Source organism: Coprococcus sp. AF21-14LB (assembly GCF_003458885.1).
In the GTDB taxonomy this organism is placed as follows: Bacteria; Bacillota; Clostridia; order Lachnospirales; family Lachnospiraceae; genus UBA9414.
Map to the genome: position 1 here is coordinate 40,270 of NZ_QRVX01000004.1, position 17,339 is coordinate 57,608.

At 40.6% G+C, this 17,339-nt stretch carries 13 protein-coding genes; 8 read left to right on the forward strand and 5 right to left on the reverse strand.

Annotated features, from left to right (window positions below; genetic code table 11):
* Positions 1 to 26 precede the first annotated feature (26 nt).
* From hrcA to DWX73_RS01800, 7 genes are all read left to right on the forward strand, one after another.
* Positions 27 to 1,067, forward strand: coding sequence for a heat-inducible transcriptional repressor HrcA (gene hrcA, locus DWX73_RS01770; RefSeq protein WP_118346419.1), 1,041 nt, complete (start codon positions 27 to 29; stop codon positions 1,065 to 1,067).
* Between the two features lie 27 nt (positions 1,068 to 1,094).
* Complete coding sequence (gene grpE, locus DWX73_RS01775) at positions 1,095 to 1,733, forward strand: nucleotide exchange factor GrpE (protein WP_118346458.1); 639 nt, start codon at positions 1,095 to 1,097, stop codon at positions 1,731 to 1,733.
* A 92-nt stretch (positions 1,734 to 1,825) separates the two neighbouring features.
* Positions 1,826 to 3,697: a molecular chaperone DnaK gene (dnaK, locus tag DWX73_RS01780; protein WP_118346420.1), complete on the forward strand. Its 1,872-nt coding sequence runs from the start codon at positions 1,826 to 1,828 to the stop codon at positions 3,695 to 3,697.
* Between the two features lie 136 nt (positions 3,698 to 3,833).
* Positions 3,834 to 5,033 (forward strand): molecular chaperone DnaJ, encoded by a 1,200-nt coding sequence (dnaJ, locus tag DWX73_RS01785; RefSeq protein WP_118346421.1) that lies wholly within the window; start codon positions 3,834 to 3,836, stop codon positions 5,031 to 5,033.
* A 176-nt stretch (positions 5,034 to 5,209) separates the two neighbouring features.
* The gene (locus DWX73_RS01790) at positions 5,210 to 5,668 is read left to right on the forward strand and encodes a hypothetical protein (RefSeq protein ID WP_118346422.1); all 459 of its coding nucleotides are present in this window, start codon (positions 5,210 to 5,212) and stop codon (positions 5,666 to 5,668) included.
* Between the two features lie 74 nt (positions 5,669 to 5,742).
* Positions 5,743 to 6,798 carry a flavodoxin-dependent (E)-4-hydroxy-3-methylbut-2-enyl-diphosphate synthase gene (ispG, locus tag DWX73_RS01795; RefSeq protein ID WP_118346423.1) on the forward strand — a complete coding sequence of 352 codons (1,056 nt, stop codon included), beginning with the start codon at positions 5,743 to 5,745 and terminating at the stop codon, positions 6,796 to 6,798.
* Between the two features lie 3 nt (positions 6,799 to 6,801).
* Entirely contained in the window at positions 6,802 to 11,331 is a 4,530-nt protein-coding gene (locus DWX73_RS01800; RefSeq protein ID WP_118346424.1) for a PolC-type DNA polymerase III, read from the forward strand.
* 212 nt (positions 11,332 to 11,543) lie between these two features.
* Here the strand turns inward: DWX73_RS01800 and DWX73_RS01805 are convergent, their stop codons facing one another.
* Positions 11,544 to 11,744 carry a cold-shock protein gene (locus tag DWX73_RS01805; protein ID WP_118346425.1) on the reverse strand — a complete coding sequence of 67 codons (201 nt, stop codon included), beginning with the start codon at positions 11,742 to 11,744 and terminating at the stop codon, positions 11,544 to 11,546.
* 263 nt (positions 11,745 to 12,007) lie between these two features.
* Between DWX73_RS01805 and DWX73_RS01810 the strand changes: the two genes are divergently transcribed.
* On the forward strand, positions 12,008 to 12,964 hold the full coding sequence (locus tag DWX73_RS01810; protein ID WP_158556810.1) for an alpha/beta hydrolase: 957 nt from the start codon (positions 12,008 to 12,010) through the stop codon (positions 12,962 to 12,964).
* Between the two features lie 46 nt (positions 12,965 to 13,010).
* On the opposite strand, the gene DWX73_RS01815 is transcribed toward DWX73_RS01810, so the two are convergent.
* The 4 genes from DWX73_RS01815 to DWX73_RS01835 all read right to left on the reverse strand — a co-directional run bounded on the left by DWX73_RS01815 (position 13,011) and on the right by DWX73_RS01835 (position 17,105).
* Positions 13,011 to 13,565 (reverse strand): ABC transporter substrate-binding protein, encoded by a 555-nt coding sequence (locus tag DWX73_RS01815; RefSeq protein ID WP_330413379.1) that lies wholly within the window; start codon positions 13,563 to 13,565, stop codon positions 13,011 to 13,013.
* On the reverse strand, positions 13,555 to 15,504 hold the full coding sequence (locus DWX73_RS01820) for a recombinase family protein (RefSeq protein WP_118346428.1): 1,950 nt from the start codon (positions 15,502 to 15,504) through the stop codon (positions 13,555 to 13,557). The genes DWX73_RS01815 and DWX73_RS01820 overlap by 11 nt, the downstream gene beginning before the upstream one ends.
* 234 nt (positions 15,505 to 15,738) lie before the next feature.
* The gene (locus DWX73_RS01830; protein ID WP_118346429.1) at positions 15,739 to 16,581 is read right to left on the reverse strand and encodes an ATP-binding protein; all 843 of its coding nucleotides are present in this window, start codon (positions 16,579 to 16,581) and stop codon (positions 15,739 to 15,741) included.
* Positions 16,578 to 17,105: a replication initiator protein A gene (locus DWX73_RS01835; protein ID WP_118346430.1), complete on the reverse strand. Its 528-nt coding sequence runs from the start codon at positions 17,103 to 17,105 to the stop codon at positions 16,578 to 16,580. Before DWX73_RS01835 ends, DWX73_RS01830 begins: the two co-directional genes overlap by 4 nt.
* Positions 17,106 to 17,339: the final 234 nt, after the last annotated feature.

Sequence of the window (17,339 nt, forward strand, 5' to 3'; positions counted from 1 at the left end):
CTAATAAGCTGAAAGGAAGTGAGAGTGTGGCAACGCATGAATTGGATGACAGAAAGACGAAGATTCTTCAGGCAATTATTCAAAACTATCTTGAAACAGGAGAGCCGGTTGGTTCCAGAACGATTTCAAAATATACAGATCTTCATTTGAGTTCTGCGACAATTCGGAATGAGATGGCAGACCTGGAAGATCTGGGATACATTCTTCAGCCGCATACTTCCGCGGGAAGAATTCCTTCCGATAAGGGATATCGATTCTATGTTGATATGCTTATGGAAGAGAAGGAACAGGAGATTACCGAGATGAAGGATCTGGTGCTTGAGAAGGCCGACAAGATGGAGAAGCTTCTAAAGCAGGCAGCAAGAGTTCTTGCCCAGAATACGAATTATGCAACAATGATCTCGGCTCCGATTTCGAACCGAAACAAATTAAAATTCATCCAGCTTTCTAAAGTGGATGAAAGCCAGCTGATCGCAGTGATCGTCATGGAAGGCAATATCATTAAGAATAAGATTATTAATGTTGAACAGGAATTCAGTAATGAGACACTTCTTAAGCTAAACATGCTTTTGAACACAACATTAAATGGTATGTCTATCGAGGAGATCAATCTTGGATTGATTGCCAGACTGAAAGAACAGGCGGGAATCCATGGCAAAGTAATCAGCAATGTTCTGGATGCAGTTGCCGAGGCAATTCAGATTGATGAAGATCTGGAAATTTATACAAGCGGTGCAACAAATATTTTTAAGTATCCGGAACTCAGTGATAATCAGAGTGCTCAGGAGATCATCAATGCATTTGAAGAGAAACAGCAACTGGCAGAGCTGGTAACAAAGACTCTTCAAAGTGAAGAAAATACCGGAATTCAAGTCTACATTGGACAGGAGACACCGGTAAAGATGATGAAAGACTGCAGTGTCGTTACTGCTACTTATGAATTGGGCGAAGGCATGCAGGGAACGATAGGAATTATCGGACCAAAGCGAATGGATTATGAAAATGTTATGAAAACATTGAAAACATTAAAAACGGAACTGGATGCAGTATTCCATAAAGAAGAGTAGAAAGGCGGTTTACCAGTGGAAAACGAAATGAGCAAAGAAGAAATGATAAAAGAAGCTGTAGAGGATGCGAAGAAAGCGGCAGCGGCTCAGGAAATAGAAGAAAACTGTGAAGAGAACGCAAAAGCAGAAGAGGCAGAGACAGCAGAAGAACATACAGAAGAAGCCGGGGAAGAGACTTCTGAAGAAAAAGAAGAGAAGAAGGGATTCTTCAAAAAGAAAAATAAAAAAGACAAAAAAGACGAAAAGATCGAAGAACTGACTGACCGTCTGACAAGACAGATGGCAGAATTTGATAATTTCCGAAAACGTACTGAGAAAGAAAAAACACAGATGTACGAAGTAGGAGCCAAGAGTGTTGTAGAAAAGATCCTTCCGGTTGTTGATAATTTCGAAAGAGGGCTGGCGGCAGTTCCGGAAGAACAGAAGGAAGATCCATTTGTTCAGGGAATGGAAAAAATCTACAAACAGATGATGACAACCTTTGAAGAGATTGGGGTAAAACCGATCGAAGCAGTAGGCAAGGAATTTGATCCGGATTTCCATAATGCAGTCATGCATGTGGAGGACGAGGAACTTGGAGAGAACATTGTTGCCGAAGAGTTTCTGAAAGGATATATGTACCGTGACTCTGTTGTAAGACACAGCATGGTAAAAGTAGCAAATTAGCATATAAGTATATTTTTTAGGAAAATATACTTTATATAAATATAACAGTAATAAAAGTAATAGATATAAGTATTATTAGGAGGAATTACATTATGGGCAAAATCATTGGTATTGATTTAGGTACAACAAACAGTTGTGTAGCCGTTATGGAAGGTGGACAGCCAACAGTTATCGCGAACACAGAAGGCGCAAGAACAACACCATCTGTTGTAGCTTTTACAAAGACAGGAGAACGTCTTGTAGGTGAACCTGCAAAACGTCAGGCAGTAACAAATGCAGAGAAAACAATCTCTTCCATCAAAAGAGAGATGGGTTCCGATTACAGAGTAACAATTGATGACAAGAAATATTCTCCACAGGAAATTTCAGCTATGATCCTTCAGAAATTAAAAGCAGATGCAGAAGGATATCTTGGAGAAAAAGTTACAGAAGCTGTTATTACAGTTCCGGCTTATTTCAACGATGCTCAGCGTCAGGCAACGAAAGATGCTGGTAAGATTGCAGGTCTTGATGTAAAACGTATTATCAACGAGCCTACAGCAGCAGCGCTTGCATATGGCCTTGATAATGAGAAAGAACAGAAGATCATGGTATATGATTTAGGAGGCGGTACATTCGACGTTTCTATTATCGAAATCGGTGATGGAGTTATCGAAGTATTATCAACAGCAGGTGATAACAGACTTGGTGGAGACGACTTTGACCAGAAGATTACAGATTATATGTTAGCTGAGTTCAAGAGAACAGAAGGCGTTGATCTGTCAACAGATAAAATGGCGCTTCAGAGATTAAAAGAAGCTGCAGAGAAAGCGAAAAAAGAACTTTCTTCCGCAACAACAACAAATATTAACCTGCCATTCATCACAGCAACAGCAGAGGGACCGAAACATTTCGACATGAACCTTACAAGAGCAAAATTTGATGAATTGACAAGCGATCTTGTAGAAAGAACAGCAGAACCGGTTAAACGTGCGCTTTCTGATGCAGGCTTATCTGCTTCTGAATTAGGTCAGGTATTACTGGTAGGTGGATCTACACGTATTCCGGCTGTTCAGGATAAAGTAAGACAGCTGACAGGAAAAGAACCAAGCAAATCATTAAACCCAGATGAATGTGTTGCATTAGGAGCATCTGTACAGGGCGGTAAACTTGCCGGAGATGCTGGCGCAGGCGACATCCTTCTTCTTGATGTTACACCACTTTCACTTTCTATCGAGACAATGGGCGGTGTTGCTACAAGATTGATTGAAAGAAATACAACAATCCCGACAAAGAAGAGCCAGATTTTCTCTACAGCAGCTGATAATCAGACAGCAGTAGATATCAATGTTGTGCAGGGTGAGAGACAGTTTGCAAGAGATAACAAATCTCTCGGACAGTTCAGACTGGATGGAATTCCGCCAGCACCACGTGGAATCCCACAGATCGAAGTAACATTTGATATTGATGCCAACGGTATTGTAAATGTATCTGCGAAAGATCTTGGAACAGGAAAAGAGCAGCATATTACAATTACAGCAGGCTCTAATATGTCAGATGCAGACATTGATAAAGCAGTAAAAGAAGCAGCAGAATTCGAAGCACAGGATAAGAAACGTAAAGAAGCAATTGATACAAGAAACGATGCAGATGCAATTATTTTCCAGACAGAGAAAGCATTAAAAGATGTTGGAGATAAGGTAGATGCAGCAGATAAATCCGCAGTAGAAGCAGATATCCAGGCATTAAAAGATATCCTTGCAAAATCTACACCGGAAAGCGCAACAGATGCAGATGTTGCAGAAATCAAAGCCGGAAAAGAAAAATTAATGGAGAGTGCTCAGAAAGTATTTGCTAAAATGTATGAGCAGATGAATCAGGGCGCACAGGGCGGCCCGCAGGCAGGACCAAATCCGCAGGCAGGACCGGCTCCGGAAGGATTTGACGGCGATGATGTTGTAGACGGAGACTATAAAGAAGTATAAAGAAACAGATACAAAAAAGCTTTTGTACAAAAATAAGTAATGGTTCTGCGGAATCGGCAACAGGCCGGAAACGGCATAAGTTCCGGTTTCGCAGAATTTACTGCTTGTACGAGGGATGGAGAAAGGGAAGAATCACATGGCTGAAACAAAACGAGACTACTATGAAGTGTTAGGCGTTGATAAGAACGCTGATGACGCGACTTTGAAAAAAGCATATAGAGCCTTAGCGAAGAAGTATCATCCGGATATGAATCCGGGAGATAAAGAAGCCGAGAAAAAGTTCAAGGAGGCATCAGAAGCTTATGCAGTGTTAAGTGATGCTGAAAAACGGCGCAAATATGATCAGTTTGGTCACGCAGCATTTGACGGAGGCGCGGGAGGCGGAGCCGGCGGATTTGGCGGCTTTGATTTCAGCGGAGCTGATTTCGGTGATATTTTTGGAGATATTTTCGGTGATTTATTCGGTGGAGGCGGAAGACGCGGAGGAGCCAATAATGGTCCGATGAAGGGGGCTAATATCCGCAAGAGTGTACGAATTACGTTTGAAGAAGCAGTGTTTGGCTGTGAGAAAGAGTTAGAAGTGACGCTGAAAGATCCTTGTGAAAAATGTAATGGAACAGGCGCAAAACCGGGAACTTCACCAGAGACTTGTCCGAAATGCGGAGGCCGTGGTCAGGTTGTCTATACATCTCAGTCTTTCTTTGGAACGGTTCAGAATGTCCAGACTTGTCCGGACTGTCACGGAACCGGTAAAATCATCCGTGAAAAATGTCCGGACTGCAGCGGTACAGGCTATATTTCCAGCCGTAAGAAGATTAAAGTGACAATTCCGGCAGGAATTGACAATGGGCAGAGCGTACGGATCCGTGAAAAAGGAGAACCGGGCGTGAACGGAGGACCAAGAGGAGATCTGCTTGTGGAAGTGGTTGTTTCAAGACATCCGATTTTCCAGCGCCAGGATATGCATATTTTCTCTGTAGCTCCGATTTCATTTGCACAGGCGGCACTTGGAGGCGATGTTCGCATTAAGACAGTTGACGGCGACGTTATTTATACGGTAAAACCTGGCACGAAGACAGACACAAAAGTACGCCTGAAAGGAAAAGGTGTTCCGTCTGTGAGAAATTCGCAGGTAAGAGGAGATCACTATGTAACACTGGTAATCCAGACTCCGGAACATCTGAGTGCAGAAGCGAAAGAAGCGCTGCGCCATTTCGATGAGCTGACAGGAAATACACTAAATCAGAATACGACGACATCAAAAGAAGAGCCGAAGAAAAAGAAAAAAGGTTTTATGAATAAGCTCAAAGAAACTTTTGAGGATCTGGAAGATTAAAAGCTACTTCGCAGAAAAACCCGTTGACATCGTCTGAGAAACTCTTTATAATTTATTTTAAACGCATATATTGTTATCGGGAAGAGAAAAATAACAAAAGAGCCCCCATATCGAGTATAAGAATATGATGTGTGAGTTTATTAAAATATAGTGTAGAACCGAGAGGATCAGAATAGATGAGTAGAAAAAGAGATGAAGAGAAAAGAAGTCGTTTGTGGGATGTTGTTATGACAGTAGCCACGGCTTTGATTGTAATTGTTGCGGTGTTTTTTATTGTGAAACTATTTACGGCGAATCCATTGGAAGGAACATGGAAATATCAGGATGGAGATCTCGTACTGGCAATTCGCGGGAATAATGATATGTCTGTTCGATTGTCCGGTGTATATGAGGATTCGAATATTAAGATTCGTTTGAATTATACAATTGATAAAGATGAAAAGACAATCTCCATTAAGGCAGATGAGGCATCGCTGAAAGAGGCGGCAGAAGGTTCTGACAGTGCATTTACGGTAAGTGGGCTGGAGTCAGAGATCAGTATTTTGACAAATACATTTAATTATAATGTAGAGAAGAATAAATTGACGCTGACAGAGCGGGAGTACGGAGATAAGATCGTATTTCAGAAAAAATAAATAATATAACAGTGAATCCCTCTATGTATCATAGAGGGATTTGCCAGTTATGGGAAATGAACGGAGGAAGAGATATGAAGCGAGAAGAAACGAAGGCAATCCGCATTGGAGACCGCTGGATCGGAGGAGGCAATCCAATTGCAATCCAGTCAATGACAAATACGAAAACAGAAGATGTAAAGGCAACTGTAGAGCAGATTCTGAAGTTAGAAGCAGCAGGATGTGAGATCATCCGATGCGCTGTTCCAACGATGGAAGCAGCGGAAGCATTGCGTGAGATTAAAAAGCAGATTCATATTCCGCTTGTGGCAGATATTCATTTTGATTATCGTCTGGCGATTGCGGCGATCGAACACGGGGCAGACAAGATTCGGATCAATCCGGGAAATATTGGCGATAGTTCCCGTGTACGGGCTGTTGTAGATAAGGCAAAAGAATATAAGGTGCCGATTCGTGTCGGTGTAAACAGCGGCTCTCTTGAAAAATCTCTTATTGAAAAATATGGAGGTGTTACGGCAGAAGGCATTGTAGAAAGCGCATTAGATAAAGTGCGGATGATTGAAGAGATGGACTATGATCAGATTGTTGTCAGCATCAAGTCATCAGATGTGCTGATGTGTGTTAAGGCGCATGAATTAATTTCTGAAGTATGTCCATATCCGCTGCATATTGGTATTACAGAATCGGGAACTTTGTTGTCCGGTAATATCAAGTCTTCTGTTGGACTTGGAATTATGCTGTATCAGGGACTTGGCGATACAATCCGGGTATCTCTCACAGGTGATCCGCTGGAAGAAATCAAGTCTGCCAAATTAATCTTAAAGACATTAGGGCTTCGCAAAGGCGGGATTGAAGTGGTATCCTGTCCGACTTGCGGGAGAACAAAGATTGATCTGATAGGACTGGCAAATCAGGTAGAAACAATGGTGGCAGATATTCCCCTTGATATTAAAGTAGCTGTAATGGGCTGCGTTGTGAATGGACCGGGAGAGGCGAGAGAGGCTGATATTGGAATTGCCGGTGGAATTGGTGAAGGGCTTCTGATTAAAAAAGGAGAGGTTATCAAAAAAGTAAAAGAGGAAGAACTTTTAAGCACACTGCGCGAAGAATTATTAAATTGGAAGGGATAGAATATGGGAAAACTTTTTTTCGATGTATTTCCGACATTAAAGACAGATGAAGAGCGAAGGATGCTGTTTCAGGAAACAGAAGTAGAGAAGGTGACGACAAATTCAGCAAGATCGTATCTGAAGGTTGACATGAGCAGCCGGCATCTCATTCCGAAAAAGGATATTTATCAGATGGAGCGGGCCATCAAAGAGCAGCTTTTTGCGCGTACACCGATTGAAATCAGAATCAGAGAGTCTTTTTATCTGTCTGAGCAGTATACACCGGAAAATCTTTTTCGTGAATATCGGGAGAGTATTTTCTGGGAATTGCGGCAGAAAAGTCAGATTGAATACAGTATGCTGCAAAATGCGAAGTGCAGTTTTGAGGGAAAAGATGTGATGTGTCTCGGATTAGAAGATACTGTTGTAGCCAAAGGAAAAAAAGATGAGATGGTATCGTATCTGACAGAAGTATTTACCGGTCGATGCCATATTCCGCTCAACATTCGCATAGAGTACCGCAAACCGAAAGAAAGTAAAATGAAGAAATTCAATGAACTGCAGCTGCAGCAGGAAGTAGAAGTTATTATGAAGCACAATGCCTCTTTAGTTAAGAGTCAGGAGGAACTCAGAGAAGAGGAGAGTCAAAAGAAAGAAAAACTTTCTGCTGAAAAAAGCAGGAAAAATGATAAGAAACCGGAAACATCGAATGGCAATCCAGATACTGGGAAGAAAACTTCAGAAGAAAAGAAAGAATTCAGGAAAGAGTTTAAGAGAAATTATGCACCTTTGAAACGAGATGACGATCCGAACTTGATTTATGGACGAAATTTTGATGATGAGACGATTGAACTGAAAGAAGTAACGGGAGAAATGGGGGAAATCACATTCCGGGGAAAAGTTATCCAGTTTGATACGCGGGAAATCCGGAATGAGAAAACAATCATTATGTTTGCCGTAACAGATTTTACGGATACGATCATGGTAAAAATGTTTGCCAGAAATGAACATCTTCCGGAGTTACTTGGTGAAATTAAAAAAGGTGTTTTTTTAAAAATTAAAGGTGTGACTACCATTGATAAATTTGATAACGAGCTGACAATCGGATCTGTGACCGGAATTAAAAAGGCGCAGGATTTCACGGTAAGCCGAATGGATACGGCGCCTGAGAAACGAGTAGAACTTCATTGTCATACGAAAATGAGTGATATGGATGGGGTATCAGAAGTACAGGATCTTGTGAAGCGGGCACATGACTGGGGACATAAGGCAATTGCCATTACGGATCATGGAGTTGTGCAGGCGTTCCCGGATGCAAATCATTTTATTGAAAAGTTGGAGAAAGATGATCCATTTAAAGTTATTTATGGCGTAGAAGGGTATCTGGTCGATGATCTTATGAAAATTGCAGAGCGGGCAAAAGACCAGACACTGGAGGATACCTATGTTGTCTTTGATATTGAGACGACAGGATTTAGCTCTGTGCAGGATCGGATTATTGAAATAGGTGCGGTAAAAGTAGAGCATAGTGAGATTACGGAGCATTTCAGTGAATTTGTGAATCCGGGAATTCCGATTCCTTATCGAATTACCCAATTGACCAGTATCACAGATGAAATGGTCATGAATGCACCGGGAATAGAGATAATTCTGCCCAAATTTCTGGAATTTGCGGAAGGGGCAGTACTTGTAGCCCATAATGCCGGATTTGATGTGGGATTTATCGAACAGAACTGCAGGAATATGGAACTAAGTACAGACTTTACTTATGTAGATACAGTGGCACTTGCCAGAGTGTTGTTGCCGACACTGTCAAAGTATAAATTGGATACGGTGGCAAAGGCATTGAATGTATCTCTTCTGAACCACCATCGGGCGGTAGATGATGCAAAAGCAACGTCAGAAATTTTTGTGAAATTTATTGAAATGCTGAAAGAGCGGGGCATTCATACACTGCAGGAAGTAAATGCTTTCGGGGATCTGAATCCTGATTCCATTAAAAAGCTTCCGACATACCATGTAATTATTCTGGCGCAGAATGATGTAGGAAGAGTAAATCTTTATCGGTTGATTTCCATGTCCCATTTGAAATACTATAACCGCCGTCCGCGAATTCCCAAAAGTGAATTGAACCGATACCGGGAAGGACTTCTTGTGGGAAGTGCCTGTGAGGCGGGCGAACTATATCGGGCACTCCTTGATAATCGTTCCGAAGAACAGATTGCAAAGATTGTAGATTTCTATGATTATTTGGAAATACAGCCGGTAGGAAACAATATGTTTATGATTGACAGCGAACGTATTTCCGGTATTCAATCAGTGGAAGATATTAGAAATGTAAACCGCAAGATTGTAAAACTGGGAGAGAAGTTCCAAAAACCGGTTGCGGCAACATGCGATGTCCATTTTATGGATCCGGAAGATGAGGTATACCGGAGGATTATTATGGCAGGAAAGGGGTTCCAGGATGCGGATGAGCAGGCGCCGCTGTATCTTCATACGACAGAAGAAATGCTGGAGGAATTTTCTTATCTCGGTTCTGAGAAGGCGTACGAGGTTGTGATTACCAATCCTAACCGGATTGCAGATCAGATTGAAAAAATATCTCCGGTGCGCCCGGATAAATGTCCTCCGGTTATTCCGGATTCGGACAAAACTTTGCGGAAGATTTGTTATGATAAAGCACATTCCATGTACGGCGAAGAGCTTCCGGAGATTGTAACAGAGCGGCTGGAGCGTGAGCTGAATTCAATTATTTCCAATGGGTTTGCCGTAATGTATATCATTGCGCAGAAATTAGTATGGAAATCGAATGATGACGGCTATCTTGTAGGTTCGCGAGGATCAGTTGGTTCTTCCTTTGTAGCTACGATGGCAGGGATTACGGAAGTAAATCCGCTTAGTCCTCATTACTATTGCAAAAACTGTCATTTCAGTGATTTTACATCAGAAGAAGTCCGTGCTTATGCCGGAGGCTGTGGATGGGATATGCCGGACCGTGCCTGTCCGGTTTGCGGGGAAATGCTCGTAAAAGACGGATTTGATATTCCATTTGAAACATTCCTGGGATTTAAAGGAAATAAAGAGCCGGATATTGATTTGAATTTCTCCGGCGATTATCAGAGTAACGCGCATAAATATACCGAGGTTATTTTCGGAGACGGACAGACGTTCCGGGCAGGAACTATCGGAACACTGGCAGAAAAAACAGCGTATGGTTATGTCAAAAACTACTATGAGGAACGGGGAAACCGTAAACGACGCTGTGAGATTGAGCGGATTGTAGGGGGCTGTACCGGAATCCGTCGCAGTACCGGACAGCATCCGGGTGGAATCATTGTGCTTCCCTTTGGGGAAGATATTAATTCATTTACACCGGTGCAGCATCCGGCAAATGATATGACAACAGATATTATAACGACACATTTTGATTATCATTCCATTGACCACAACTTGTTGAAACTGGATATTCTCGGACATGATGATCCGACAATGATCAAAATGCTGGAAGAGTTAGTAGAACAGCTGACAGGGAAACCGTTTGATGCGCAGCAGATTAAACTGGATGATCCGGGGGTTATGTCGCTGTTTGCAGATACCAGTGCGCTTGGAATCAAACCGGAAGACATTGGAGGCTGTCCGGTTGGCTGTCTTGGAATTCCGGAGTTTGGGACAGATTTTGTTATTCAGATGGTAGTAGACACCAAACCCAAAACACTGTCTGATCTGATCCGGATTTCAGGTCTTTCTCATGGTACGGATGTTTGGCTTGGAAATGCCCAGACATTAATCGAAGAAGGCAAAGCGACAATTTCTACGGCAATCTGTACCAGGGATGATATTATGACTTATCTGATCGGAAAAGGGCTTGACAGTGAGGAGTCCTTCACGATTATGGAACGGGTGCGAAAAGGAGCTGTCGCAAAGGGGAAATGTAAAGAATGGCCGGAATTCAAAAAAGATATGCAAGATCACAACGTTCCGGACTGGTATATCTGGTCTTGTGAAAAGATTAAATATATGTTCCCGAAAGCCCATGCCGCAGCGTATGTCATGATGGCATATCGCATTGCTTATTGTAAAGTCAACTATCCGCTTGCCTATTATGCCGCATATTTTAGTATCCGTGCATCTGCGTTCTCCTATGAATTAATGTGCCAGGGGAAAGACCGGCTTGAGTTTTACATAAAAGACTATAAGAAACGGTCAGATTCTCTGACGCAAAAGGAACAGGCTACGTTAAAAGATATGAAAATTGTACAGGAAATGTATGCAAGAGGATTTGAATTCCTGCCGCTTGATCTGTATCGGGCGAAAGCAACAAAATTTCAGATCATAGACGGGAAACTGATGCCGCCGCTGTCTTCTATTGAAGGAATGGGAGATAAAGCTGCCGAAGCTGTGGAAGTAGCGTCTATGGATGGGCCATATTTGTCCAAAGATGATTTCCGTCAAAGGACGAAAGTCAGCAAGACGGTTATTGACTTGATGGATGAATTTGGTGTATTTGGAGATCTGCCCGAAACAAATCAGCTTTCGATTTTTGATTTTTAGCGATAGGATAAAAGTTTGCTCCGGGAACTTCGGAAGAAATTGAAAAGAGCTGCAGAAAAACTTTCAGAAAGATTTTCAGAAAGTGGTAAAGGGAACCGAAAACCGGTTCCCTTTTAATCTTCATTTAATTATTCCTTAATTCTTTTCGGTATATATAGTTAGCAATATAATTATAATACATCAGCACGAAAAAAGGCACATCAAATATTAGATTATAATTTTACTACGTTTGTAGCCTGTGGTCCTTTAGCACCTTCTGTGACTTCAAATTCAACTGCCTGACCTTCTTCTAAAGACTTGAATCCGTCAGAAGCGATTCCGCTGTAGTGAACAAATACGTCATTGCCAGCCTCGTCAGAGATGAATCCGTAGCCCTTCTGGTTGTTAAACCATTTTACTGTACCTGTGCTCATGAGGTTACCTCCATTAATAATAAAATAAGTTTATAAAAAACTGTAAATCAAGGCTATCACAATTTTATAAAAAAGTCAAATACATTTTTTCGACAGATATTTGTGAAAACTGCTGAGTAAAAATGTTAGGATTTCCTTAAGAAGAAATAAAATTTACAAAAAAATGAAATAGATTTTGTACAAATAGTTGTATCTCATTTTTAGATGTTTTATAATACAAAAATGTTGGGAGGGGAAGTTTTTGCATGAAAGGGGAGATATTTATGCAAAAAATACCAAAACCATTGTTAAAAGCAATGCTGAGAGTTTCTGCATATAGAATGAAGAGGCAGGAGGAGAAGCGTTTTCAAGCCGCTGTTAGGGAAAGTGATTATCCGGTGCAGCGGGATATTTGTTACGAAAAAGGGAAAAGTAAGGGACATTTGCTGGACATTTATGAGAATGGTTCGGGACAGAAGAGAAGTCCGCTTATCATTTACATTCATGGCGGAGGATTATTTTGCGGTGATAAGATCCGGGGAGAAGCCTTTTGCCGTACATTGGCAGAGAAAGGAAATATTGTCGTGTCAATCAATTACCGCCTGATACCGGAAGTGACCTTTCCGGAACAGATCGGAGATATTCTATCTGCTTTTCGGTGGATCGATCAACATCAGGGAAGGCTTGGGTATGATCCGCAGGCAGTATTTGTAACAGGAGATTGGGCAGGAGCGCTTCTTGCCGTATATGCTGCAGCAGTAAATCAGAATCAAATGCTGGCTGACTTATTAAAACTGCGGGGAACCAGACTTAAGATACAGGCGCTGGGGCTGATTTCAGGAATGTTTTATTTCTATCAGCGCAACAGAATCGGAAGAATGTACTCGCTGCTTTTTGGGAATCATTACAAAGAAGTTCCTTATCTGTCATATATGAAACCGCACAATCTTTTGGAAAAATGTTCGATTCCGCCTTGCTATCTTGTAACGAGCGAGGAAGATATGCTGAAAGAATCTACGAAAGCATTTAGCGCGGAACTGGAGAAACGGGGGATTCCGCATCAAATGCACTGTTGGGACAGAGGAGAGAAAGGTACACTTGGAAAAACATTCTGCGTGCTGCATCCGGAATGGAAAGAGAGCGCACAGACAATCGAAGAAATGTTGGAATACTTTAAACTGTGTCAAAAACGATCGGAACCGACGCAGATAGAATTGGAATACAGCAGAAGCGTCATTTAGGACGCCCCTGCTGTATTTTTCATATCTAATAAATTTATTTTGAAATTTATTTTACTGCCTTTTTGGCAAATGTTGTTGTGACGAGATCCTCATAAGGAACACGTTTTTCTAATTCACCGGCATCCAAAAGAATATCCTGAAGCAGCTCGAAGCTTTCTTTTTCAAAAATCAGATCGGCTTTCCAGGTACCTTGTTCATAGTAGCGGGTTACGATTGTCTGGATTGTTTTTAAGTCATTTTCAGGAAATTGAGGCTGGATAATTTCGGCAATTTCTTTCGGAGAATGGGTTTGGACATAATCCATGCCCTTTTGAAGTGCAGAAGTAAATCGCTGAATCAGATCAGTATTCTCTTTCAGATAACTTTTCTTTGCACAGAAAGCAGTATATGGAATATAGCCGCTGTCTTTGCCAAGTGAAGCTACAACATATCCTTTTTGCTCGGATTCAAGTGAAGTTGCACCAGGCTCAAACTCTACCGTAAAATCGCCATTTCCTCCGGCAAAGGCAGCAGCAGTAGAGCCAAAATCAATGCTTTGGTCAATCGTCAGGTCATTTTGCGGATGAATTCCATTCTGTTTTAGAATATACTCAAAAACCATTTCCGGCATGCCACCTGTCGCCACCATTACAATGTAAATAATTGTCCGATAATTGTTCAGAAGTCATTTGAGCCGGTAAATCCGGTAGATATTGATGCATCAATACCGTAATCTCTTTTTTTGTTTTCACAATATTGTAAGGTTTCAGCGGATTATCCGTATCTTCCAAAATTCCCAATTCTTTCATCAAATCGATATAAGGTAAGATACTTTGTTTCGTTTTCTTAAATCCCAATGCTGTGATATGTTCTGACAAGTATTTTGCAGATGTATATCCACGTTCATCTTCTATAATCAGCTTCATTACAAGAGCGATTACAGTATTTTCCCGGCGATTCATCTCATCAGCAGGACTGTAATTGATTAAATCAGACAAACCATATTTTAAAGTGATTTCCGGCATTCCCTCTTTATCTACGTCAATTCTCTCGATCAACAGTTCAATATCTCTTCGGTCAAGAGTTCCACCTGCAATGATTTTATCAACTACATCCAATGCATTTCTCAATTTGTCCTTTACATCCGGTGTTTCTATAGTAGTTTCGTTCAGTTCTTTTTCCTGTATCTCCAAACCATGAATCTGCGCCAGTAGATCCTTTTGCATAGAATCATAGGTTTCATGGATCAAATCCTCATTTTCAGATGCTATGGATAAATCTTTTATTTTTTGTGTTAAAAGTACCTTCAGTTGATTTTTTCGGTTTTGAATTTCTTCCTGAAGGTCCTGTCGTTTTTCTGTCAGCGTTTTCTTTTCTGCCTCAAAGTCCCTCATATCATATGTGGAAATTACTTCACAAAGCGCTTCTCTGCACAGTTTAATATAATTCAGCACATCTTCCATCAAATCATTTTCCTCAATCAGATGCGCTTTCTCACAATACCGCCTACCTTTTGTATTATAGGTAGTACAAATATAATATTTTCTTTCTCTGCTGGATGTTTGACGCTTAATCGGTGTCAAACGACTTCCACAATCTTTACAAAACAAACAGCTTCCAAAAGGATTGGGAATTTCTGAACCGATCCATTCCCCCCTACTTCCACGATAATTCGTGCGATTACGCTTTTCCTTTAATTCCTGTACAAGAGAAAAAGTGGCTTTATCAATAATTGCCGGATGATGATCTTCAAAAATACACTGTTCTTCTTTTGGAACACGTTTATCCTTTCCATGTACTGTATTTCTGGCACGCTTTCTCAAACGAAAAGTTCCAATGTAAAAATCATTATCTAATAATTCCTTCACCATGCTGTCAGACCAAATGGTTGCGACTTTCTTTTTACTTATGCGACCTTCTTCAATTTCTCGTTCTCGCTGTACCATAGAAGGCGTTGGGATACCCTGGTCGGTCAAATAATTTGCTATTTTGCGATAACCGGATCCGGAGATATATAGATCGTAAACCATTTTGATAAATTCTGCCTCTTTGGGAACGATTTTGATGATACTTTTGTCTTTCGTATCCCGACAATATCCGAAAGGTGGTTTTGTCATAAGAGTGCCTTCTTTTTGTCTAGCTCCGATCGCTCTTTTGATTTTCTTACTGGTATCTTTTACATAACGCTCATTGAACCATGTTTTAATTCCAATGGTGTCGTCGCTGGAATCAAAAGAATCGTAATTATCATCAATGACAATGAGATGTTTTCCCCGTTCCTGAAATTCATCCAAAAGCAAAAGAACCTTCGCATTATGTCTGCCAAGACGAGAGAAATCTTTCACATATACGGTATCAATATCTTTATCCAAATCAGCCATCATCTGCCTAAATCCAGGTCTGTCAAAAATATAACCTGATACTCCGTCATCTTCATACCATCGGTCAATAACCATTCCATGGTCAGATGCATACTGATTGATAATTAACTTCTGATTTTCTATAGAAACATAATTTCGCTTATCGTCATCTCTTGAAAGACGCACATATCCAGCATTCATGTTGTCGCCATTTCTTTGATATGGTTTCGGATCAACGCTTTTATTCCATTATGTATGTTTTTATCCGGCTGCCGTCCGCAAACGTAACAACCCGAAAACCTATTTTCGTATATTTCTCCTTATCAGCCTCAAAGTCTTCTGAAGATGTATAATCGGTTCGCCACAAGTAATATGTAGGTTTCTGCAGAGCCATCACACTCTTTCTATTTCTGATGTCTATACTAAGATATAACATCAGATTGTTTTTGTGCCTGTCTGCTCTATAATATTTTCAGTCTGACTTGATTCGGCAGTAGCGAAAAAGGTTTTCATTTTTCCTATTTTTTCATGAGCAATATCACTCCGATAGCTAGAACCGCCAACATATAACGGAACACACATTTCTAAAATACGATCATAAATTCGTTTCTTTTCTATGTTCGTTTCTTCTTTTAATTGTTTTATCGGAAGATTGGTAGTTACGATTAATGGTCTGCCGGAGCGATATCTTCGGTCAATTACACTGAATACAATTCCAAGAGCATACTCAGAACTTCGTTCTGTACCAAGATCATCCAAAATTAAAAGTTCATATCGTGCCAGAGCATTGATATATTCTGTTTTATCCTCTAATGGAAACATATCATCAATAATTGTATTAAAATTTGTCATCTTCACAGTAATTTCCCGATTCAAAAGTGCGTTGGCAATGCAACCGGCTATGTAACTCTTTCCGGTTCCTATTGGTCCCCACAAGAGAAAACCAATATGATTTTTCTTCATATCATTCCAGTTTGTTGTGTATTCTTTGGCCTTCTCGATGGTAGTAGTCTTTTCTGCCAGTTCAAAATTCCAATCATACATTCGTGGTTCTTCAAAACAGATTTTTCTATTTCTTTCCACTAATTCGCAATGTTCTCTTTCTTTATATGCCTTTTCTTCTGCTTCACGTTTTTGACGGATACATGCACATTGTCTAAAATGTTTTTTCATACCAAGAATACTGTCTGGAGGGAAATATGCCTCTACAGGTTCTCCACAAACCATGCAATATGCTAATCCATCTGCACCTAAATATGTGTTTTCCTGCTTTATCATAGACTGTCGCCCTCCTCATATTCGTAATTTACTCCAATCTCATTACTAAAATTATATTTTTCTTTTACTTTACTAGGTGGCACATTTCCGACCATAGAAGAGGCTATTTTTCGACTGAATGAAGGACAGCTTTTCATCCCAATAGAAGCTGTATTTTCGTCTGTCTGCTTTACATCCGGTTCAGAAATCAACTCTATACAGGGGATTCGCATATATAAATGATTTGGTTTTGAAAATCCTCCGGAACTGCGAATCAACAATCCATACTCATCTAATTCCTTCATGGCAGCCTTTACAGAAGTACAACATTTTCCCCATTTCAAAGAAATTTCTGTAATCGGAAAGACGAAATATACATATCCGTCTTCATTGAGCCAATGGTTTTTCTGTGAAATTCTGGCTCTGTCATATAACAGCATATAAAGTAATTTTGCATTTTGAGAGAGTGGTAGCTCTAACAAAAATTTAGGGAACTGATAATAGGGAAGTATCTTTTCCGTTTCCATCATATATTCAAATTTCATATTTTCTTTTACCTTTCTGAAAAATTAAGGAGACGGGTGCCGGCTTTCCCAAAGAGATTTTTATGCTTTATTAAAATTCTCTTTTTATATCTCCCTATATAACGAAAGGAAAAAAGCTCATTTTACAGGGTGCAGAGAGAAAAAATTTTATAAGAGCAAGATCCACCCGTGTTTAACGTTATCGCGTTTCTACCTCCGTTCACCTTACGGGTTTGCTCTTGATGGGGAGTAACA

What these genes read in the sequence shown, in the direction of transcription:
- DWX73_RS01815 (WP_330413379.1), bottom strand. Translation starts at nt 13,565, where the DNA reads ATGGTTTTTGAGTATATTCTAAAACAGAATGGAATTCATCCGCAAAAT.
- DWX73_RS01790 (WP_118346422.1), top strand. Translation starts at nt 5,210, where the DNA reads ATGAGTAGAAAAAGAGATGAAGAGAAAAGAAGTCGTTTGTGGGATGTT.
- DWX73_RS01835 (WP_118346430.1), bottom strand. Translation starts at nt 17,105, where the DNA reads ATGAAATTTGAATATATGATGGAAACGGAAAAGATACTTCCCTATTAT.
- DWX73_RS01800 (WP_118346424.1), top strand. Translation starts at nt 6,802, where the DNA reads ATGGGAAAACTTTTTTTCGATGTATTTCCGACATTAAAGACAGATGAA.
- DWX73_RS01830 (WP_118346429.1), bottom strand. Translation starts at nt 16,581, where the DNA reads ATGATAAAGCAGGAAAACACATATTTAGGTGCAGATGGATTAGCATAT.
- ispG (WP_118346423.1), top strand. Translation starts at nt 5,743, where the DNA reads ATGAAGCGAGAAGAAACGAAGGCAATCCGCATTGGAGACCGCTGGATC.
- DWX73_RS01820 (WP_118346428.1), bottom strand. Translation starts at nt 15,504, where the DNA reads ATGAATGCTGGATATGTGCGTCTTTCAAGAGATGACGATAAGCGAAAT.
- DWX73_RS01810 (WP_158556810.1), top strand. Translation starts at nt 12,008, where the DNA reads ATGCAAAAAATACCAAAACCATTGTTAAAAGCAATGCTGAGAGTTTCT.
- DWX73_RS01805 (WP_118346425.1), bottom strand. Translation starts at nt 11,744, where the DNA reads ATGAGCACAGGTACAGTAAAATGGTTTAACAACCAGAAGGGCTACGGA.
- dnaJ (WP_118346421.1), top strand. Translation starts at nt 3,834, where the DNA reads ATGGCTGAAACAAAACGAGACTACTATGAAGTGTTAGGCGTTGATAAG.
- grpE (WP_118346458.1), top strand. Translation starts at nt 1,095, where the DNA reads ATGAGCAAAGAAGAAATGATAAAAGAAGCTGTAGAGGATGCGAAGAAA.
- dnaK (WP_118346420.1), top strand. Translation starts at nt 1,826, where the DNA reads ATGGGCAAAATCATTGGTATTGATTTAGGTACAACAAACAGTTGTGTA.